15 protein-coding genes and 1 pseudogene are annotated in these 16,310 nt (G+C 62.5%); 9 read left to right on the top strand and 7 right to left on the bottom strand.

All coding sequences use genetic code 11. The annotated features are described in order from the left end of the window. Positions 1-97 precede the first annotated feature (97 nt). The 9 genes from copC to ABX75_RS22295 all read left to right on the top strand — a co-directional run bounded on the left by copC (position 98) and on the right by ABX75_RS22295 (position 8,588). Positions 98-463 carry a copper homeostasis periplasmic binding protein CopC gene (gene copC / locus ABX75_RS22335; protein WP_047882677.1) on the top strand — a complete coding sequence of 122 codons (366 nt, stop codon included), beginning with the start codon at positions 98-100 and terminating at the stop codon, positions 461-463. A gap of 3 nt (positions 464-466) precedes the next feature. Continuing rightward, positions 467-1,324, top strand: coding sequence for a copper homeostasis membrane protein CopD (copD, locus tag ABX75_RS22330; protein WP_034115383.1), 858 nt, complete (start codon positions 467-469; stop codon positions 1,322-1,324). A gap of 293 nt (positions 1,325-1,617) precedes the next feature. Continuing rightward, positions 1,618-2,880 carry an OprD family porin gene (locus ABX75_RS22325; protein WP_047882676.1) on the top strand — a complete coding sequence of 421 codons (1,263 nt, stop codon included), beginning with the start codon at positions 1,618-1,620 and terminating at the stop codon, positions 2,878-2,880. Between the two features lie 194 nt (positions 2,881-3,074). After that, the gene (locus tag ABX75_RS22320; protein WP_040268787.1) at positions 3,075-3,893 is read left to right on the top strand and encodes an NAD(P)-dependent oxidoreductase; all 819 of its coding nucleotides are present in this window, start codon (positions 3,075-3,077) and stop codon (positions 3,891-3,893) included. A gap of 30 nt (positions 3,894-3,923) precedes the next feature. Further along, positions 3,924-4,799: an SMP-30/gluconolactonase/LRE family protein gene (locus ABX75_RS22315; RefSeq protein WP_047882675.1), complete on the top strand. Its 876-nt coding sequence runs from the start codon at positions 3,924-3,926 to the stop codon at positions 4,797-4,799. A gap of 50 nt (positions 4,800-4,849) precedes the next feature. After that, a complete protein-coding gene (locus tag ABX75_RS22310) occupies positions 4,850-5,821 on the top strand; it encodes a TRAP transporter substrate-binding protein (protein ID WP_034098896.1) in 972 nt (323 codons plus the stop codon). A 64-nt stretch (positions 5,822-5,885) separates the two neighbouring features. Beyond that, a complete protein-coding gene (locus ABX75_RS22305) occupies positions 5,886-6,413 on the top strand; it encodes a TRAP transporter small permease (RefSeq protein WP_047882674.1) in 528 nt (175 codons plus the stop codon). A 1-nt stretch (position 6,414) separates the two neighbouring features. Then, the gene (locus ABX75_RS22300) at positions 6,415-7,695 is read left to right on the top strand and encodes a TRAP transporter large permease (protein ID WP_034098900.1); all 1,281 of its coding nucleotides are present in this window, start codon (positions 6,415-6,417) and stop codon (positions 7,693-7,695) included. Next, complete coding sequence (locus ABX75_RS22295) at positions 7,695-8,588, top strand: aldose 1-epimerase (protein WP_047882673.1); 894 nt, start codon at positions 7,695-7,697, stop codon at positions 8,586-8,588. The genes ABX75_RS22300 and ABX75_RS22295 overlap by 1 nt, the downstream gene beginning before the upstream one ends. 81 nt (positions 8,589-8,669) lie before the next feature. Here ABX75_RS22295 and ABX75_RS22290 read toward each other — a convergent pair whose 3' ends face one another. The 7 genes and pseudogenes from ABX75_RS22290 to ABX75_RS29785 form a co-directional block, all read right to left on the bottom strand. Next, positions 8,670-9,815 carry an HlyD family secretion protein gene (locus ABX75_RS22290; RefSeq protein WP_047882672.1) on the bottom strand — a complete coding sequence of 382 codons (1,146 nt, stop codon included), beginning with the start codon at positions 9,813-9,815 and terminating at the stop codon, positions 8,670-8,672. Next, positions 9,812-11,458, bottom strand: a complete 1,647-nt coding sequence (locus ABX75_RS22285) for an MFS transporter (RefSeq protein WP_034098906.1) — start codon at positions 11,456-11,458, stop codon at positions 9,812-9,814. Before ABX75_RS22285 ends, ABX75_RS22290 begins: the two co-directional genes overlap by 4 nt. Positions 11,459-11,644: 186 nt before the next feature. After that, positions 11,645-13,108, bottom strand: a complete 1,464-nt coding sequence (locus tag ABX75_RS22280; protein ID WP_047882671.1) for a DASS family sodium-coupled anion symporter — start codon at positions 13,106-13,108, stop codon at positions 11,645-11,647. A gap of 76 nt (positions 13,109-13,184) precedes the next feature. Beyond that, positions 13,185-14,555 (bottom strand): hybrid sensor histidine kinase/response regulator, encoded by a 1,371-nt coding sequence (locus ABX75_RS22275; RefSeq protein WP_034098910.1) that lies wholly within the window; start codon positions 14,553-14,555, stop codon positions 13,185-13,187. Next, positions 14,539-15,702: an alcohol dehydrogenase-like regulatory protein ErcA gene (gene ercA, locus ABX75_RS22270; RefSeq protein WP_034098911.1), complete on the bottom strand. Its 1,164-nt coding sequence runs from the start codon at positions 15,700-15,702 to the stop codon at positions 14,539-14,541. The genes ABX75_RS22275 and ercA overlap by 17 nt, the downstream gene beginning before the upstream one ends. Positions 15,703-15,830: 128 nt before the next feature. Beyond that, positions 15,831-15,902 carry a pyrroloquinoline quinone precursor peptide PqqA gene (pqqA, locus tag ABX75_RS28700; protein ID WP_010209364.1) on the bottom strand — a complete coding sequence of 24 codons (72 nt, stop codon included), beginning with the start codon at positions 15,900-15,902 and terminating at the stop codon, positions 15,831-15,833. 242 nt (positions 15,903-16,144) lie between these two features. Next, positions 16,145-16,246 (bottom strand): annotated as a pseudogene (locus ABX75_RS29785) (hypothetical protein); the annotation flags it as partial. Positions 16,247-16,310: the final 64 nt, after the last annotated feature.

Below are 16,310 nucleotides of genomic sequence, written 5' to 3'. Positions count from 1 at the left end.
CATGGCCTAAAGACTACCATCGGCTCTAGATCGCGGCGACAGGCGCATTCGAAACTTCGTACACTGCGCGCTTCTCTCTTTGATTGGGTATTGCAACATGTTGATCAAGAAAGCCCTGACTGCTGTCGCACTGCTCGCTTCCCTGCTGGGGGCTTCGGCAGCATTTGCCCACGCCCACCTGAAAAGCGCCAACCCGGCAGAGGACAGCACCGTCACCGCCCCCAAAGACCTGCGGCTGACGTTCAGCGAAGGCGTCGAGGCCACGTTCAGCAAGGTTTCGCTGAGCAAGGACGGTACTGAAGTCGCCATCAAAGGCTTAGAAACCCCGGACGCCAATAAAAAAATCCTGGTGGTCACACCGGCCGCGCCGCTGGCGGCCGGCACTTACACCGTCGAGTGGCATGCCGTCTCCGTCGACACCCACAAAAGCGAAGGCACTTATCGCTTCAAGGTCGGCCAATAACCCATGGCCACCCTGCTGGTGCTGTGCCGGTTCGTGCATTTTATGGTGGTGTTGCTGATGTTCGGCGCTTGTGCCTTCAGGCCCTGGCTGCTGGGCAAAGACACGCAGCCGGCCTTGGAGCGCACGTTGCTGCGCCTCACCCGTGGGCTGGCCTGGACGGCGCTGGTATCCGGCGTGGCTTGGTTGCTGCTGATTACCGCAAGCATGGCCGGCAGTTGGGACGCCGCACTGCAGCCCGGTACCGTGGGCCTGGTGCTGGGCAAGACGTTCTTCGGCCAGGTGTGGGTCTGGCATCTGCTGCTGAACCTGCTGCTGGTGATCGCCCTGATCAAACCCTGGCCGGCGCTGCGCCTGCCGCTGCTCGCGCTGTTACTGGCCACCCTGGCCCCGGTGGGCCATGGCGCCATGCTGGACGGCCTGAGCGGGCGCCTGCTGATCCTCAACCAAGTGGTGCATCTGTTGTGCGTCGGCGCCTGGCTGGGTGGGTTGCTGTTGCTGGTGCTGATCCTCAGGCAAGCGCAGCGTCACCGGCTGGAGCCGATCCTCAGGCGTTTCAGCGGCGTCGGCTATGGGCTGGTCGCCGGTTTGCTGGTGAGCGGGTTGATCAACGTGCGTGTGCTCACCGGGCAACTGTGGCCAACGCCATTGTTCAGTGGGTTTGCGCTGATTCTATTGATCAAGGTGATGCTGGTGCTGGGTATGTTGTGCTTGGCACTGCTGAACCGGCTGCGTCTGGATAGCGGCGAACAGCAGTTGGCCGGTTTGAAAGGCAGCGTGATGCTGGAGTGGCTGCTCGGTGTTTGTGCCGTAGGGGCCGTTTCGGTGCTGGGCACCTTACCGCCGATGGTCCTGGCTAGCTGAAATGCGGGAGGGGCGGTGCGACGATTCGACTTGCCTGCGATAGCCATAGGTTTCTACACAGGTCTTAGAGGCTGACACATAACTCTGTGCTGAGCAGGCCCGCTCACCACAAGGAGTCTCAAGGGATGTTTTCACTGATACCCGTGCCGCCCCCTTCCACATTGACCTTGCGTACCTTGGTCATCGTATAACTTCTGCTTGACACTCCAGGAAAACCCCGCAAATATTCGCCCCAATGTTGTACGACGACGTATAACAAATAATAAAAACAACAAAAGAAAGGGAGCGTCACTGTGAGTCAATTCGCCCGCAATTCCTGCGTACGTCTGGGCCTTGTCGGCCTCGGCAGCCTGAGCATCACCCTACCCTTCGCCGCGCATGCCGATGGCTTTGTCGACGACGCCAAGGCCACGCTCAACCTGCGCAACGCCTATTTCAACCGTAACTTCACCAACCCGGGCAACGCCCAGGGCAAGGCTGAAGAGTGGACGCAGAACTTCATTCTGGACGCCAAGTCCGGCTACACCCAAGGCACGGTGGGTTTCGGGATCGATGTGCTGGGCCTGTATTCGCAGAAGCTCGACGGCGGCAAAGGCACCGGCGGCACCCAGTTGCTGCCGATCTACGACGACGGTCGCCCCGCCGACAACTTCGGGCGCTTGGGCGTAGCGCTGAAAACCAAACTGTCGAAGACCGAATTGAAAGTCGGCGAATGGATGCCGGTGCTGCCGATCCTGCGCTCCGACGATGGTCGCTCACTGCCGCAAACCTTCCGCGGTGGCCAGGTCACCTCCAATGAAATCGCCGGCCTGACCCTCTACGGCGGGCAATTTCGCGGCAACAGCCCACGCAACGACGCGAGCATGGAAGACATGTTCATGAACGGCAAAACCGCGTTCAAGTCGGACCGCTTCAACTTCGGCGGCGGCGAATACACCTTTAATGACAAACGCACCCAAGTCGGCCTGTGGTACGCCGAACTGAGCGATATCTACCAACAGCAATACGTCAACCTCATCCACAGCCAACCGCTGGGCGACTGGACCCTGGGCGCCAACCTCGGTTTTTTCAACGGCAAGGAAGACGGCAGCGCCCTGGCCGGCGACCTGGATAACAAAACCGCGTTTGCCCTGCTCTCGGCCAAGTACGGCGGCAACACGTTCTACGTGGGCCTGCAGAAACTCAGCGGCGACAGCGTGTGGATGCGCGTCAACGGCACCAGCGGCGGCACCCTGGCCAACGACAGCTACAACTCCAGCTATGACAACGCCAAGGAAAAATCCTGGCAACTGCGTCACGACTTCAACTTCGCGGTGCTCGGCGTACCCGGCCTGACCTTGATGAACCGCTATATCAGCGGCAGCAACGTGCACACCGGAACGATCACTGACGGCAAGGAATGGGGCCGCGAATCGGAACTGGCCTACACCGTGCAGAGCGGCGCACTGAAGAACCTCAACGTGAAATGGCGCAACTCCACGATGCGTCGGGATTTCAGCACCAACGAGTTCGATGAGAACCGGATATTCATCAGCTACCCGATCTCGTTGCTCTAAAGGTTGCCGAACCTGAACACTAACGCCCACCCCATGTGGTAGGGGGCTTGCCCCCGATGACGCGGGTCAGCCGATACTGCCTTTGCTGACCCACCGCTATCGGGGCGAGCCGAATCGACGTTGACAACCAGGGACTCCCTAACAATACTTCGACATAGTCATACGACAACTTACAACAAAAATCTGGAATGCCCATGACCACCACCACCCCAGCTCCCTTCCATCGCCTGCTGCTTACCGGTGCCGCCGGCGGCCTGGGCAAAGTCCTGCGCGAACGCCTTCGTCCGTACGCTCAGGTGCTGCGCCTGTCGGACATCGCCGAAATGGCCCCCGCCGCCAACGCCCAAGAAGAAGTGCAGCCCTGCGACCTTTCCGACAAACAGGCCGTGCATCACCTGGTTGAAGGCGTCGACGCGATTCTGCATTTTGGCGGCGTGTCGGTGGAGCGTCCGTTCGAGGAGGTCCTCGGCGCGAATATCTGCGGGGTTTTTCATATCTACGAAGCCGCCCGTCGCCATGGCGTCAAACGGGTGATCTTCGCCAGCTCCAACCATGTGATCGGTTTCTACAAGCAAGACGAAAAAATCGACGCCCACTCCCCGCGCCGCCCGGACAGCTACTACGGCCTGTCCAAGTCCTACGGCGAAGACATGGCGAGTTTTTACTTTGATCGCTACGGCATCGAAACCGTCAGCATCCGCATCGGCTCCTCGTTCCCCGAGCCGCAGAACCGCCGGATGATGCACACCTGGCTGAGCTTCGATGACCTGACCCAATTGCTCGAACGCGCCCTGTACACGCCCAACGTCGGCCACACCGTGGTCTACGGTATGTCGGACAACCTCGACACCTGGTGGGACAACCGCTACGCCGCGCACTTGGGCTTCGTGCCCAAAGACAACTCCGAAGTGTTCCGCGCCCAGGTCGAAGCCCAGCCGCCGGTGGCCGACAACGACCCGGCCAAGGTCTACCAGGGCGGCGCATTCTGCGCGGCTGGGCCGTTTGGCGACTGAGCGTTTACCAATCCAAGGGAATGAGTGGCCATGACTGCTGAATTAATCGTCGACGCCCGCAATGCCGTGGGCGAATGCCCGGTATGGGTGCCGGAGGAAAACGCGCTGTACTGGGTCGATATCCCCCACGGCGGCCTGCAACGCTGGAGCGCCCAGAGCGGTGAAGTGCAGCGCTGGAATGCCGACACCATGCTGGCCTGCATTGCGCGCACCGAAACCGGCGGCTGGGTCGCGGGTATGGAGAGCGGTTTTTTCCAACTCACCCCCCGAGCCGGTGGGCATCTAGATACCCAACTGCTGGCCGGCGTCGAGCACCCACGCCCGGACATGCGCATGAACGACGGCCGCTGCGATCGCCAGGGACGCTTCTGGGCCGGCAGCATGGTGCTCGACATGGGTGCGAACGCCGCCGCAGGCATTCTCTACCGCTACACCGGTGACGGCGCGGCCCATGCCCAACTGGACGGTTTCATCACCCTTAACGGCCTGGCGTTCAGCCCGGACGGGCGCACGATGTACGTCTCGGATTCGCACCCATTGGTGCAACAGATCTGGGCCTTTGATTACGACGTCGACAGCGGCACGCCGTCCAACCGCCGAGTATTTGTGGACATGCACAACCACCTCGGCCGTCCGGATGGCGCAGCGGTGGATGCCGATGGCTGCTACTGGATCTGCGCCAACGACGCCGGTCTGATCCACCGTTTCACCCCCGAAGGTCGCCTGGACCGCTCCCTGAGCGTGCCAGTGAAAAAAACCACCATGTGCGCCTTTGGCGGCAGCCGCCTGGACACTTTGTTCGTCACCTCGATCCGTGATGATCAGGGCCCCCAGTCGATCGCCGGCGGCGTGTTCGCCCTCAACCCCGGCGTCACCGGATTGCCGGAGCCCACCTTCGCCCTCTAGCTGCATCGCTGTGCCTTGAATACAACAATAACAAGACAGGAGTGACCCCCATGGACTTCAAACGCACCTTGCTGGCCGCTGCACTTCCCCTCAGCGTTCTTCTCAGCAGCGCCGCCCACGCGCTGGAAATCAAGTTCGCCGACGTTCACCCCGCCGGCTACCCCACCGTGGTCGCCGAACAGAACATGGGCAAGGCCCTGACCCAGCAAAGCAACGGCGAACTGACCTTCAAGTACTTCCCCGGCGGCGTGCTGGGTTCGGAAAAAGAGGTGGTCGAACAGGCCCAGGTCGGCGCCGTGCAGATGACCCGCGTCAGCCTCGGCATCGTCGGCCCGGTGGTGCCGGATGTGAACGTGTTCAACCTGCCATTCGTGTTCCGCGACCAGGCGCATATGCGCAAGGTCATCGATGGCGAGATCGGCGATGAGATCCTCGCCAAAATCACCGACTCCGAGTTCGGCCTGGTGGCCCTGGCCTGGATGGACGGCGGCACGCGCAACCTCTACACCAAGAAACCGGTGCGCAAGATCGAAGACCTCAAAGGCATGAAGATCCGCGTGCAGGGCAACCCGCTGTTCATCGATGCTTTCAATGCCATGGGCGCAAACGGCATCGCCATGGACACCGGCGAGATCTTCAGTGCCCTGCAGACCGGGGTGATCGACGGCGCCGAAAACAACCCGCCGACCCTGCTGGAACACAACCACTTCCAGAACGCCAAGTACTACACCCTCACCGAGCACCTGATCCTGCCCGAGCCCATCGTGATGTCGAAAATCACCTGGAACAAGCTCACCCCTGAGCAACAGGCGATGGTGAAAAACGCCGCCAAGGCCGCCCAGGCCGATGAGCGTGTGCTGTGGGACAAAAAGTCCGCCAGCAGCGAAGAAAAGCTCAAGGCCGCCGGCGTGGAATTCATCACCGTCGACAAAAAACCCTTCTATGACGCCACCGCGCCGATCCGCGCGAAATACGGCGCGGCCTACGCCGACATCATCAAGCGCATCGACGCCGTTCAGTAACGCTCCCCTTCCCTGACAAGGCCCGGCGCGGTCGACATCGACGCGCCCGGTTACGGTGAACGCCATGAAGAATTCACTGCTGCGCATCAACGACCGCATTTACATGACCTGCATCTGGGTCGCCGGCCTCGCGGTACTCGGGGTCGCGCTGATCATTCCCTGGGGCATCTTCGCCCGCTACGTTCTCGGCACCGGCTCCAGCTGGCCGGAGCCCACCGCCATTCTGCTGATGCTGGTGTTCACCTTCATCGGCGCCGCCGCCAGCTACCGCGCCGGCGCCCATATGTCGGTGGCGATGATCACCGACCGCCTGCCTCCCGCCCAACGCCGCCTCGTCGGTATTTTTACGCAACTGCTGATGGGCAGTATTTGCCTGTTTATGACGGTCTGGGGCGCCAAGCTGTGCGTGTCGACCTGGAACCAATTCATGAGCGCCATCCCCACCCTGCGCGTGGGCATCACCTATATGCCGATCCCCATCGGCGGGCTGCTCACGCTGATATTCGTGGTGGAGAAACTCCTGCTCGGTGACCAGAGCAACCGGCGCGTGGTGCGCTTCGACCTGGTGGAAGAAAGCGAAGGGGCTGCCTGATATGGACGCATTGATTCTGTTGGGCAGCTTTATCGCCTTGATCCTGATCGGCATGCCGGTGGCCTACGCCCTGGGGCTATCAGCATTGATCGGCGCGTGGTGGATCGACATTCCGTTCCAGGCCCTGATGATTCAGGTGGCCGGCGGCGTGAACAAGTTTTCGCTGATGGCGATCCCGTTCTTCGTGCTCGCCGGGGCAATCATGGCCGAGGGCGGCATGTCGCGGCGGCTGGTGGCGTTCGCCGGGGTACTGGTGGGCTTCGTGCGCGGCGGCCTGTCGCTGGTGAACATCATGGCCTCGACCTTCTTCGGCGCCATCTCCGGTTCGTCGGTGGCCGACACCGCCTCGGTGGGCTCGGTGCTGATCCCGGAAATGGAACGTCGCGGCTACCCCCGCGAGTTCGCCACCGCGGTTACCGTCAGCGGCTCGGTGCAGGCGCTGCTGACCCCGCCCAGCCACAACTCGGTGCTCTACTCCCTGGCGGCCGGCGGCACGGTGTCGATCGCCTCGTTGTTTATGGCCGGCGTGGTCCCCGGCCTGCTGATGAGCGCATGTCTGATGGTGCTGTGCCTGATCTTCGCCAAGAAGCGCGACTACCCCAAGGGCGAAGTCATCCCCCTCAAGCAGGCGCTGAAAATCGCCGCCGACGCGCTCTGGGGCCTGATGGCCATGGTGATCATCCTGGGCGGTATCCTCTCGGGCATCTTCACCGCCACCGAGTCGGCCGCGATTGCGGTGCTGTGGGCATTCTTCGTCACCATGTTCATCTACCGCGACTACAAATGGAGCGAGCTGCCCAAGCTGATGCACCGCACGGTGCGCACCATTTCCATCGTGATGATCCTGATCGCGTTTGCCGCCAGCTTCGGCTACATCATGACCCTGATGCAGATCCCGGCGAAGATCACCACGCTGTTCCTGACCCTGTCGGACAACCGCTATGTGATCCTGATGTGCATCAACATCATGCTGCTGTTGCTCGGCACGGTGATGGACATGGCGCCGCTGATCCTGATCCTCACGCCGATCCTGCTGCCGGTGGTGCTCGGCATCGGTGTCGACCCGGTGCACTTCGGCATGATTATGCTGGTCAACCTCGGCATCGGCCTGATTACGCCGCCGGTGGGCGCGGTGCTGTTCGTCGGGGCAGCGGTGGGCAAGGTGAGCATCGAAAAAACCGTGAAAGCGCTGGTGCCCTTCTATGCCGTGCTGTTTCTGATCCTGATGGCTGTGACCTACATCCCGGCGCTGTCGCTGTGGCTGCCGAGCGTGGTGCTGTGATGATTGAGCTTGAAGATGCGTTGACCCACCTCAGCTTGAATCCAGCGGTGGGCGGCAGCCTCGTCAATTGGCGCGTGCGCGCCACCGGCCAGCCGTTGTTGCGTCATAACGACGAGCAGGCCATTGCGACCGGCCTGCCGGGCAGGCTGGGCTGCTATCCGTTGGCGCCTTGGTCCAATCGCATTGCCCACGGCGGCTTCGACAATCCCCTGGGTTGGCTGGCGCTCAAGCCCAACAGCCTGACCGACCCGCTGCCGATCCACGGCTCTGCCTGGCAGCAGGCGTGGCAGGTGGTGAGCCAGGCAGCGGATGAGGTGCTGCTGGCGGTGGAGTGCGACACGCCCTTCGCTTATCGCGCCGAGCAGCGCGTGCGCTTGCATGAGGGCGCGCTGAGTCTTGCGTTGCGCGTCACCCATTTGGCCGAGGAGCCGGCATGGCACGGCTTGGGCTTGCACCCCTACTTTCCGCGCCGACCAGGCACGCGGTTGCAGGCCAGGGCCGCGCAGGTGTGGCTGAGTGATGCGTCCAAGCTGGCGACGGAGTTGGCATCGATACCGGCGGACTGGGATTTCCGGCAGCTCAATGAGCTGCCCGAGCGTCAGGTGGACAACGGTTTTTGCCAGTGGGACGGAGCTTGCCGGATCGAACAGCCGGAGCTGGGCTATGTATTGGAATGCCAGGCCAGGGGGGCCGATTACTTCTTGCTGTACTGCCCACCGGGGCTGGGATTCTTTTGCATAGAGCCGGTGAGCCATCCGGTAAATGCCCATCACCTGCCGGGCAGGCCGGGCCTGAAGCTGCTGGAACAAGGCCAATCAACCCACCTCGATTTCAGCCTGAAATATGTCCCCATTGTGGGAGGGGGCTTGCCCCCGATGGCGGCAGGCCAGTGACATAGATGCTGTGATTGAACCCCTGCAATCGGGGGCAAGTCGAATCGTCGCACCGCCCCTCCCACAATTGGTCAAGCCCCTTCAGGGCGGGCTGTTTTTGAGCCGCCCTGCCGTGTCGATACTCACGACAACCGACAACCCTGGCCTTAAGCGTTCGCTCTCGGCCTGATCCGGGTCTACCGTAATCCGCACCGGCACGCGCTGGGCAATCTTCACAAAATTGCCGGTGGCATTGTCGGCCTGCAACAGGCTGAACTCGGAACCGGTGGCCGGGGAAATATGCTGCACCGTGCCGTGAAACTTGCGATGGTTCAGCGCATCCACGGTAAAGGTCACTGGCTGGCCGACCTGCACATTGTCCATCTGGGTTTCTTTCATATTGGCGATCACCCACAACTGCTTCGGCACCAGCGCCATCAGTTGCGCGCCGGAGTTGACGTAGGCGCCGAGGCGCACGCCGATTTGACCCAATTGGCCGTCACGGGGCGCGGTGATGCGGGTATTGGACAGGTCGATCCGCGCCAGTTCCACCGCCGCGTCGGCACTGGCCACGGCGGCTTCCAGGGAGCCGCGATTGACGATCACGGTCTGCAAATCCTGCCGGGCGATTTCCAGGCTGGCCTGAGCCTGAGCGACCGCCGCCTGAGTCTGGGCATTCGCCGCGCGGGTCACGTCCAACTCGCGCTTGGACACCGAGCCATCGCTGATCAGTTCCTGGTTACGCCGCAGGTCAGCGGTGCTTTTGCGCGCCTGGGCCTGGCTGTCCGCCAAGGCTGCCTGACGCAGTTTGATCGTGGCTTCGGCGCTGTTGCGTTGCTGCACCACATTGGCCAGCGCGGCCTTCTGCACCGCCAGTTGCGCCAGCGCCTGGTCGAGGCGCTGCTGGTAGATGCGGTCATCCAGGCGCACCAGCAGGTCGCCGGCCTTGACGTACTGGAAGTCCTGCACCGGCACCTCGAACACATAGCCGCTGAGCTGCGGGCCGATAATCGTCACCTGACCGCGCACCAGGGCATTTTCGGTGGTTTCCACCGCGCTGCTGAACGGCGGCAATTGCCAGGCATACAGCACGATCAACACGCCGACGATGGCAATCGCGGCAAAGCCCAGAGAGGACAGGATGCGCACCCGCAATGGGCGCAGCTCGGTGGGCACGGCACCCGGCGGCGTGCTGCCCTCCGGGGTTGAAGCAATGGCGGTGGTGGTCGTGGTCGAGGGTTCGGTCATGAAGTAACGCCGCTGGGTTGAACGGGAGGAGTAGCCGCTTGGGTGGTCGTCATCAGCCATAGGCTGCGGGTAAAAATCCACAGCATGGTCAGGATCGCGATGATCGCAATCAGCATAAACACATCGTTGTAGGCCATCACATTCGCTTCACGGGTGGCCGCCGTGGCCAGGCTGCGAATGCCCATGAGGTTGCGCAATTCCGGGTCGGCCACCAGCCCGCCGTAGGCCGAACCGCCGCTCTGCACCCGCGCGGCCACGCGGGGGTCGAGCAGGGTCAGGTGTTCGACGATCATGCTGGAGTGAAACTTCTCGCGCACCACCTGGAAAGTGCCGAGCAACGCCGCGCCAATCAGCCCGCCGAGGTTCTGGCAAATGCCGAACATCACCGAAAAACTCACCAGGTTGCGCGGGTTGGTCAGCACGTTTTTGGTGCCCAGTACCATGGTCGGCCCCAGAAAGAACGTACCGCCGAAGCCTAGCAGGAACTGGCTGACATACAGGTTCTGCGGCCGGGTCAGGTTGCTGGAAAAGCTGTCCATCACCGACCCGGTGGCCATCAGCGCCAGGGAGATCACCAGCGGCATCAACAGGTGCGCGGGGTTGATGGTCAACGCACTGATCGCCAGCCCGCTGATCGCCCCGGCCAGCATCACCACGTAAAGCGTGTGCATCTGCTCGTAGCTCATATTGAGCATCTGCATAAAACCCACCGCGCCGGTGGACTGCTCGGACAGCACCATACGAATCAGGATCACCGCCAGCGCCAGGCGAATCATCACGCCGCTGCCCAGCCAACGCGTCATCAGCAACGGGTTGGCGCGGTTATGTTCGATGGCCAGGCCAGCCATGATCAGCACCAGGGAGCAGGCCGAGGCGATGCCGATCCACGGCGCTTCCAGCCACCAGTCGATACGCCCCAGGGACAGCACCGCACACAGCAGCGCCACACCGCTGGAAAGAATGGCGAAGGTGAGGAAATCGAGTTTTTCAAAGGTCTTGAAACGGTCACCGGGCGGCAGCTTGAGCAGGAACACACAACCCAGGCAGATCAGCGCCAGGCCCAATTCGAACAGGTACAGGCCGCGCCATTCGGCGATCTGCAGCAGATCCTCGGAGAACAAGCGCGCCAGCGGCAGCGCCAATTGCGCGGTGCCCAACCCCAGTACCAGCGCCTTCAAGCGCCATTTGGCCGGGAACGCCTGGATCATGTAATACAAGCCCAACGAACTGAGGGCCGCGCCCACCATGCCATGGGCCGCGCGCACGGCGATGGCCGAGTTGAGGTCGTTGACGAACAGGTGGCCGAACGTCACCAGCGCATACAGCACCAGAAACACTTCGGTGAAGGCCCGCAAACCGAACTGCTGGCGAAACTTCACCAGCAGCAGGTTCATGCACACGTTGGTCATTACGTAGGCGGCGGGCAGCCAGGCCATTTCCGCGGTGGTCGCACCGAGCGCGCCTTGCAGGTATTGCAGATTAGCGATCACCAACGAATTGCCCAGCCCGCCGGTGATCGCCACCAGCACACCGACCATCGCGAACAGCCAGCGCTTATAGGTCGGGTGCCAGGGCGTCGACGGCGAACCGGGCAGGCTCGGGCGTTCGTGGGGTTGCCAGGCGCGGGGGGTGTATTTGTCCATTCAATGACCTAGATGACCCGACGGGGGCGTCGGTAATACCTCTACTCAGAGAACAGTAAACCTGAGCGGAGTTCATCTTGCCATCTTGGGGTGGAATGGAGGTCTGAAGCGGGTAGGGTCAGAAAGTGGGAGGGGCAAGCCCTCCCCCACATTGGATCTCAAGTGCATCTAGAGGCAGGCTCCAGATCAAATCCAACCGAGCCAACTCCAGTAAGTCGCCGCCAACACCAACATCAGCCCATACCCGATCAACGTCACCAGAATCCCCACCTTGGCAAACTGGCGCGCGGTAAATGTGCCGGTGCCCAGGCACACCATGTTCTGCGGCGCGTTGATCGGCAGGATAAACCCGTAGCTCATCACAAACCCCAGCAACAGGGTCATGCCCAAGCGGCTGAATTCGCCGGGCAAGGTTTGCAGCACCGCAATCAGGATCGGCAATAGCGCCGAGGTCAATGCAGTGGCGCTGGCAAAGCCCAGGTGGATCAGGATCAGGAACGCGCCAAGGATCGCAAACACCCCCAGCGGTCCGACCTGGTCCAAGCCTGTGTGGGCCACCACCGCAGCACCCAGCCACTGCCCGGCCTGGGTGGTCAGCAGCGCCGTACCCAGGCTGATGCCCACGCCGAACACAATCACCGTGCCCCACGGAATGCGCGATTGCACGTCTTTCCAGGTCATCACACCGATGCCCGGCAACAACAGGAACACCAACCCGGCATAGGTGGTCGAGGTGGTGTCGAAAGGATGCAGGCGCCCCTCTGTGGCCCACGCCAACAGCAGCAGCACCGACACCGCCAACAAGCGTTTCTGCGGGCCGGTCATGGGGCCGATTTCCACCAGGGACTGGGCCACGGCTTCCTTGCCGCCGGGGATGCTGTCGGTTTCCGGCGGCAGCAGTTTGAGCACCAGAAGCAGCAGTACCGCCGACATGATCAGCGCCCACGGCGCGCCGGCGATCAGCCAATCGAGCCATGACACGCGCTGGCCGAGCATCTTGTCCATAAAACCGACGGTCAGCAGGTTCTGCGCCGCGGCGGTCTGGATGCCGACGTTCCAGATGCTGGTGCCCTGGGCCACCACGATCATGATCCCGGCGGCGATATTCGAGCGCTTGTCCACGCCGAACGCGGCGATCACCCCCATCATGATCGGCACCACACACGCACTGCGCGCCGTGGCGCTGGGCACCACCAGGCTGAGCAGGATCGTCACCGCGATCGCCCCCAGCAGGATGCGCCGAGTGCTGGTGCCGATACGGCTTAGCGTCACCAGGGCGATGCGCCGATCCAGGCCGGTATGGGTCATGGCCGCCGCGATAAACAGCGCCCCTGCCACCAGCGCCAGCGCCGGGTTGGCGAAGCCGGTGAGCGCCATGCTGATGGCTGGGCTGGAGCCGATCAGGTGCGTGGGGTCTTGCAGCGAGGGTGCCGTGCCGAGCAGAAAGGCCATGAGCGAGGTGATCATGATCGCGCTGGCCTCATAGGACACCGCCTCGGTGATCCACACCACCACGGCAAACACCAGGATCGCCAGCATGCGCTGCCCGGCCACCGGCAGGTCGGCGGGCAGCGGCAACAGCAGCACGCCGGCCATCGCCAACACGGCGATCACCAGGCCCAGGGGCAATTTGAAAGGTGCAGCGGTCATGGCGTACTCCAGGCCTCTAGATCAGGCCTTAGCTTGCCGTAACGCCCGCTGCAACGTGTTGACAGGTATCAAGCTTCTAGGCCAGCAATTGACTGAGTACCGCGCGCAACTTTCCGGGCTTGACCGGTTTGTTCAGCAACGGTGCATCCAGCCGGCGCAACGCGCGGCGGCATTGGTCGGTGCGGTCGGCGGTGATGATCACGGCGGGGATCTTGTGACCGAAATGCTCGCGCAACTGCTTGACCACCAGGCAGCCCACCACCCCGTGGTCGAGGTGGTAGTCCGCCAGAATCAACTCCGGCGCTCTGCCCTGCAGCGCCTGCAATGCGCCGGCCTGGTCGGTGGCGGTGACCACGTCGCAACCCCATTGGCCCAGCAGCGCGCGCATGCTGTCGAGGATGCTGATCTCATTGTCGATCACCAGCAAACGCCGCCCCGGCAATGGGTTACCGGTGGTGGGCAGGGTGGGCAACTGGCTGATCGCGGGTGGCATCTCTGCGCTGATGGGCACCTCGATGCTGAACATCGAACCGCGCCCCGGCCATGACCGCACCGCCACCGGGTAGCCGAGAATCTCGGCGATGCGTTCGACAATCGCCAGCCCCAAGCCCACACCTTTGCGTTCCGACGCGCGGCCGACATCGAGCTGGTTGAACTCCAGGAAGATCGCTTCCAGCCGGTCGGCGGCGATCCCGCGCCCGGTGTCCCACACCTCCAAGCGCAGACGATCGCCACGACGGCGGGCGCCGAGCAGGATGCAGCCTTCGTCGGTATAGCGGCAGGCGTTGCTCAGGAAGTTGCGCAAGATCCGCGTCAGCAAACGCAGGTCCGTATGGATCGCATACCCCCCGGTGCGCGCACGCAGGTTCAACCCGGCCGCCTGGGCCACCGACTGAAACTCCGAGATCAACGGTGCGAACAGTTCCTCCAGGCGATACACCGCCGCGTCCGGCTTGACCGCCGCCTGGTCGAGCCGCGAGATATCGAGCAGATCCGTGAGTAAGTCCTCGGCGCCTTCCAGGGCCTGATGGGTCCGCTCCACCAGCACCTGCTCGACACTGGGCAACGCCCGCTCGCGCAGGGTGGCGATCAACAGGCGCGCGGCGTTCAGCGGTTGCAGCAGGTCGTGACTGGCGGCGGCGAGGTATTTGTCCTTGCTGCGGTTGGCGGCCTCGGCGGCGTCGCGGGCATCGCGCAGTTGCCGTTCCACCTGTTCACGCTGGGCGATCTGCTGTTGCAGGTTGCGGTTGGCCTCCAGCAATTCATCGGTGCGCGCGGCCACGCGCTGTTCCAGTTCATCGTTGAGGCGGATATAGCGCCGACGCTCGGCTTCCAGTTCGTCCAGGCGTGCCGTCAGTTCGGGGTAGTGGCTCTTGCGCGCCGACTGGTCGCCCAGCCCGAGCAACCCGGCGAGGGCGCGCTGCTGGTCGTCAGAGAGCTTCGCCATACACGACCTCGACGTCACGCTGGCTCGACTCGCGCGGGTTGGTGAGGATGCACGGGTCGTGCATCGCATGCTGGGACAGGAACGGAATATCCGCCACGCGCACGCCATGCAAACCGAGGGTTTCATGGAAGCCAATGGCGTGTTTCAGGGCAATAAGGTGTTCCACCAGGCGCCCACAGATCTGCCGATGGTTCAGGCCCCGGCAGTCGATGCCGAAGGTCTCGGCAATCACCTTGAAGCGCTCCGGCGCCGAGTTGTAGTTGAACGCCACCACATGCTCGACCAGCACCGCGTTGCACAGGCCATGGGGCAGGTCGAGAAAGCCGCCGAGGCTATGGGACATGGCATGCACCGCGCCAAGGATCGCATTGGAAAACGCCAGGCCGGCCTGCATGCTGCCGAGCATGATCTTCTCGCGCAGGGCAATGTCCGTGGGGTTGGCGATCATCTGCACCAGGTTGCCGTTGATCAACCGCATGGCCTCCAGGGCATGGGGGTCGGTGAGCGGGCCATGACCGGTGGAGACGAACGCCTCGATGGCATGCACCAAGGCGTCGATGCCGGTGCAGGCGGACAGGAACGGGTCCATGCTGGCGGTGGTTTCCGGGTCGATCAGCGACACATCCGGCACCACCGCCTTGCTGACGATGGAGAACTTCATGCGTTCCTGCTGGTTGGAAATAATCACGAACTGCGACACATCCGCCGAGGTCCCGGCGGTGGTAGGGATCAGGATCAGCGGTGGGCTGGGCACGCGGATGGTGTCCACGCCTTCGAAGTCCAGAATGCTGCGCCCGTGGGCCACCACGATGCCGATGGCCTTGCCGCAGTCCATGGGGCTGCCGCCGCCGATGGCGACGATCACGTCGCAATGGTTTTCCCGGTACACCTCGGCGCCGAGCATCACCTCCTCCACGCGCGGGTTGGGCGATACGGCGCTGTACAGGCAGTAGTCAATGCCGATGGCCTGCAGGCTGGCTTCCACATCGGCGACCCAGCCGGCGGCGATCACACCGGGGTCGCTGACCACCAGCACCTTGCGCGCACCGAAGGTTTTGGCGTAGTTGCCGACGTTATGCCGGCAACCGGCACCGAAGATGATTTCAGGCGAGACGAATTTACGCAGGAGGCTCAGGTTTGGGCTCATTGGAAAGCCTGTTCTTATTATTTTTGGAAGATGCGCTCCACACTAACCGATCCGCAGGCGTTTGCAATCAGACCAAAGGGTCATTCCCAATAGCGCACCGGCCAGCACTGGGCTGGCCGGCTGTTGAATCAACGGCTGGCGAAGTACATGGTCACTTCAAAGCCGATACGCAGGTCGGTGAAGGCGGGTTTGGTCCACATGGGAGAGTCCTCTTGTTGTGCCGGAAGATTCCGGTAAAGGCATTAATACATGGGGGGTTGGGGGGGGCGAATGCTACTTTCGAAGTAAATGCCGCACTGCATTAGTCGCGAATGTACAGGGAACAATACTGTGGGAGGGGGCTTGCCCCCGATGGCTGTGGGTCAGTCAACATTTATGCCACTGACCCACCGCTATCGGGGGCAAGCCCCCTCCCACACTTGATCGCATTGCAATTAGAGGATCAGAAGAAGCCCAACGGGTTGATGTCGTAGCTCACCAACAGGTTCTTGGTCTGCTGGTAGTGGTCCAGCATCATCTTATGGTTCTCACGGCCCACACCTTGCAGCCGCCGTTGCCGCGAATGTACAGGGAACAAAACTGTGGGAGGGGGCTTGCCCCCGATGGAG

It is taken from the genome of Pseudomonas sp. ARP3 (assembly GCF_001029595.1).
In the GTDB taxonomy this organism is placed as follows: domain Bacteria; phylum Pseudomonadota; class Gammaproteobacteria; order Pseudomonadales; family Pseudomonadaceae; genus Aquipseudomonas; species Aquipseudomonas rhodesiae.
The sequence above is the reverse complement of the archived record's forward strand: the minus strand, read 5'-3'. Positions and strand labels throughout refer to the sequence as shown.